This is a genomic window from uncultured Methylovirgula sp. (assembly GCF_947646745.1).
In the GTDB taxonomy this organism is placed as follows: domain Bacteria; phylum Pseudomonadota; class Alphaproteobacteria; order Rhizobiales; family Beijerinckiaceae; genus Methylovirgula.
Map to the genome: position 1 here is coordinate 1 of NZ_CANSHK010000078.1, position 3,856 is coordinate 3,856.

Genomic DNA, 3,856 nt, shown 5'->3' on the forward strand with positions numbered 1-3,856 from the left:
AATTTCAAAGGAAGAGATCAAATGGCCAATCTGGAAAAAATCGTCGAAGATCTTTCGAGCCTGACGGTGCTCGAAGCCGCCGAGCTCGCCAAGCTGCTTGAGACCAAGTGGGGCGTCTCGGCCGCTGCCGCCGTCGCCGTCGCTGCCGGCCCCGCCGCGGCCGGCGCTGCGGCCGCCCCGGTTGAGGAAAAGACCGAATTCACGGTCGTTCTCGCCGCGGCCGGCGACAAGAAGATCGAAGTCATCAAGGAAGTTCGCGCCGTCACCGGCCTCGGCCTGAAGGAAGCCAAGGATCTCGTCGAAGGCGCGCCGAAGCCGGTCAAGGAAGGCGTGACCAAAGAGGAAGCCGACAAGATCAAGGCGACCCTCGAGAAGGTCGGCGCCAAGGTCGAGCTTAAGTAAGTTCTCTCGGAATCGCTTTTGCGATTCCGATTCCCGATCGGACGGCTCCGAGGCGCGCTTCGGGGCCGTTCAGCCGTTCCTCTTCCGGCCGGTCGGGTGAAAGTTTTGATGGGGAAGGGCGCAAAACACCCTGCGGACTGCAATGGCCGCGCAATGTTTTCGGGATGCCGAGCGTCCCGCGCAAACTAACCTGCGAGGAGCAAGATGGCCCATCCCATAACGCAAACTTTCTCTGGCCGGAAGCGGGTTCGCAAGTTTTTCGGACACATCCGCGAAGTCGCGGAAATGCCCAACCTCATTGAAGTTCAGAAGGCGTCCTACGATCAGTTCCTGCTCGTCGACGAACCGGAGGGGGGGCGCCCGGATGAAGGCCTCGAAGCGGTGTTCCGCTCGGTCTTCCCGATCTCCGATTTCGCCAATGTCGCTTTGCTCGAATTCGTCAAATATGTCTTCGAGCCGCCGAAATATGACGTCGACGAGTGCCGTCAGCGGGGCATGACGTTTGCGGCGCCGCTGAAGGTCACGCTGCGCCTTATCGTATTCGATGTCGATCCCGAGACCGGCGCCAAGTCCGTCAAGGACATCAAGGAGCAGGACGTCTATATGGGCGATATGCCGTTCATGACTTCGAACGGCACGTTCATCGTCAACGGCACCGAGCGCGTCATCGTCTCGCAGATGCACCGCTCGCCGGGCGTCTTCTTCGACCACGACAAGGGCAAGAGCCATTCCTCCGGCAAATTGCTCTTTGCCGCGCGCATCATCCCCTATCGCGGCTCCTGGCTCGACATCGAGTTCGACGCCAAGGACATCGTCTATGCGCGTATCGACCGGCGCCGGAAGATTCCGGTGACGTCGCTGCTCTACGCGCTCGGCATGGATGGCGAAGAGATTCTCAGCACCTTCTACAAGACCATCACCTATGCGCGTGATGGCGAGGGCTGGCGCGTGCCTTTCGACCCGGAACGGATGAAGGGCGTCAAGGTCAGCGAGGATCTGATCGACGCCGACACCGGCGAAGTGGCGGTCGAGGCGGGCAAGAAGCTCACCGTCCGCACGGCGCGCCAATTGGTCGAGAAGGGCCTGAAGGCGATCCGCGCCCAGGATGTGGACCTGCACGGCCAGTTCATCGCCACCGATCTCTATAATCCCAGCACCGGCGAAATCTTCGCCGAAGCGGGCGATGAGATCACGGTGAAGACGCTGCCGGCGCTCATCGAGGCGGGCTTCGAAGAGATCCCCGTGCTCGACATCGACCATATCAATATCGGGCCCTACATCCGCAACACGCTGGCGGTCGACAAGAATTCCTCGCGCGAGGATGCTCTTTTCGACATCTACCGCGTCATGCGTCCGGGCGAACCGCCGACTCTCGAGACGGCGGAAGCGATGTTCCATTCGCTGTTCTTCGATCCCGAGCGCTATGACCTTTCGGCGGTTGGCCGCGTCAAGATGAACATGCGCCTCGATCTCGATGCGCCCGATACGATGCGCGTGCTGCGCAAGGCCGACATTCTTGCGGTCGTGAAGGCGCTCGTCGATCTGCGTGACGGCCGCGGCGAGATCGACGACATCGATCACCTCGGCAACCGGCGCGTGCGCTCGGTCGGCGAATTGATGGAGAATCAATATCGCCTCGGCCTGCTGCGCATGGAGCGGGCGATCAAGGAGCGCATGTCCTCGGTCGATATCGACACCGTGATGCCGCAGGATTTGATCAACGCCAAGCCCGCGGCGGCGGCGGTGCGCGAGTTCTTCGGCTCGTCGCAGCTCTCGCAGTTCATGGACCAGACCAACCCGCTGTCGGAGATCACCCACAAGCGGCGCCTCTCGGCGCTTGGCCCGGGCGGTCTGACGCGCGAGCGCGCTGGCTTCGAAGTGCGCGACGTGCATCCGACGCATTACGGCCGCATCTGCCCGATTGAGACGCCGGAAGGCCCGAACATCGGCCTGATCAACTCGCTCGCGACGTTCGCCCGCGTCAACAAATACGGCTTCATCGAAGCGCCTTACCGCCGCGTCAAGGACGGCCAGGTGACGGACGAGGTCGTCTATCTCTCGGCGATGGAAGAATCGAAGCACTATGTCGCGCAGGCCAATGCGCCAGTGAATGACAAGCGTCACCTCACCGAAGACCTCGTCGTCTGCCGTCACGCCGGCGACGTGATCATGGTGCCGACGGACCGCGTCGACTTCATGGACGTCTCGCCGAAGCAGCTTGTTTCGGTGGCGGCGGCGCTCATTCCGTTCCTTGAGAACGACGACGCCAACCGCGCGCTCATGGGTTCGAACATGCAGCGCCAGGCGGTGCCGCTGGTGAAGGCCGATGCGCCGTTCGTCGGCACGGGCATGGAATCGGTCGTGGCGCGCGATTCGGGCGCGGCCATCGCCGCACGCCGCACGGGTTACATCGATCAGATCGATGCGACGCGTATCGTCGTGCGCGCGACCGAGGAGACCGATCCGAGCAAGCCCGGTGTCGATATCTATCGGTTGCTGAAGTTCCAGCGCTCGAACCAGTCGACCTGCATCAACCAGAAGCCGCTGGTGCGTGTCGGCGATTTCGTCCGCAAGGGCGACATTCTCGCCGACGGTCCTTCGACCGATCTCGGCGACTTGGCGCTCGGCCGCAACGTGCTCGTCGCGTTCATGCCGTGGAACGGCTACAACTTCGAAGATTCGATCCTGCTCAACGAGCGGATCGTCAAGGACGACGTGTTCACCTCGATCCATATCGATGAATTCGAGGTGATGGCGCGCGACACCAAGCTCGGGCCGGAAGAAATCACGCGCGATATTCCCAACGTTTCGGAAGAGGCGCTGAAGAATCTCGACGAGGCGGGCATCGTCTATATCGGTGCGGAAGTGCAGGCGGGCGACATTCTCGTCGGCAAGATCACGCCGAAGGGCGAGAGCCCGATGACGCCGGAAGAGAAGCTGTTGCGCGCCATCTTCGGCGAGAAAGCGTCCGACGTGCGCGATACGTCGATGCGCGTGCCGCCGGGCGTCCAGGGCACGATCGTCGAAGTGCGCGTCTTCAACCGCCACGGCGTCGAGAAGGATGAGCGCGCCCAGGCAATCGAGCGTGAGGAAATCGAGCGGCTCGCCAAGGACCGCGACGACGAGCTCGCGATCCTCGACCGCAACGTCTATAGCCGCTTGGGTGAACTTCTCGTCGGCAAGGCGGCGATCTCGGGCCCGAAAGGCTTCAAGAAAGATACGGTGCTGACGAAGGAAGTCATTGACGGCTATCCGCGGTCGCAATGGTGGACCTTTGCCGTCGAGGACGACAAGCTCATGGCCGAGACCGAGGCCATGCGTAAGCAATACGACGAAGCGAAGAAGGGGCTCGAAAGCCGCTTCCTCGACAAGGTCGAAAAGCTGCAACGCGGCGATGAATTGCCGCCCGGCGTGATGAAGATGGTCAAGGTCTTCGTCGCGGTGAAGCGCAAGA

Annotated in this window: 2 protein-coding genes; both read left to right on the top strand. The window is 62.0% G+C overall.

Annotated features, from left to right (window positions below; genetic code table 11):
- Positions 1 to 21 precede the first annotated feature (21 nt).
- On the top strand, positions 22 to 402 hold the full coding sequence (rplL, locus tag Q0025_RS14800; protein WP_297300465.1) for a 50S ribosomal protein L7/L12: 381 nt from the start codon (positions 22 to 24) through the stop codon (positions 400 to 402).
- Between the two features lie 204 nt (positions 403 to 606).
- Positions 607 to 3,856 (top strand): DNA-directed RNA polymerase subunit beta (rpoB, locus tag Q0025_RS14805; protein ID WP_297300462.1); only part of this gene is annotated, 3,250 nt, incomplete at its 3' end.

What these genes read in the sequence shown, in the direction of transcription:
- rplL (WP_297300465.1), top strand. Translation starts at nt 22, where the DNA reads ATGGCCAATCTGGAAAAAATCGTCGAAGATCTTTCGAGCCTGACGGTG.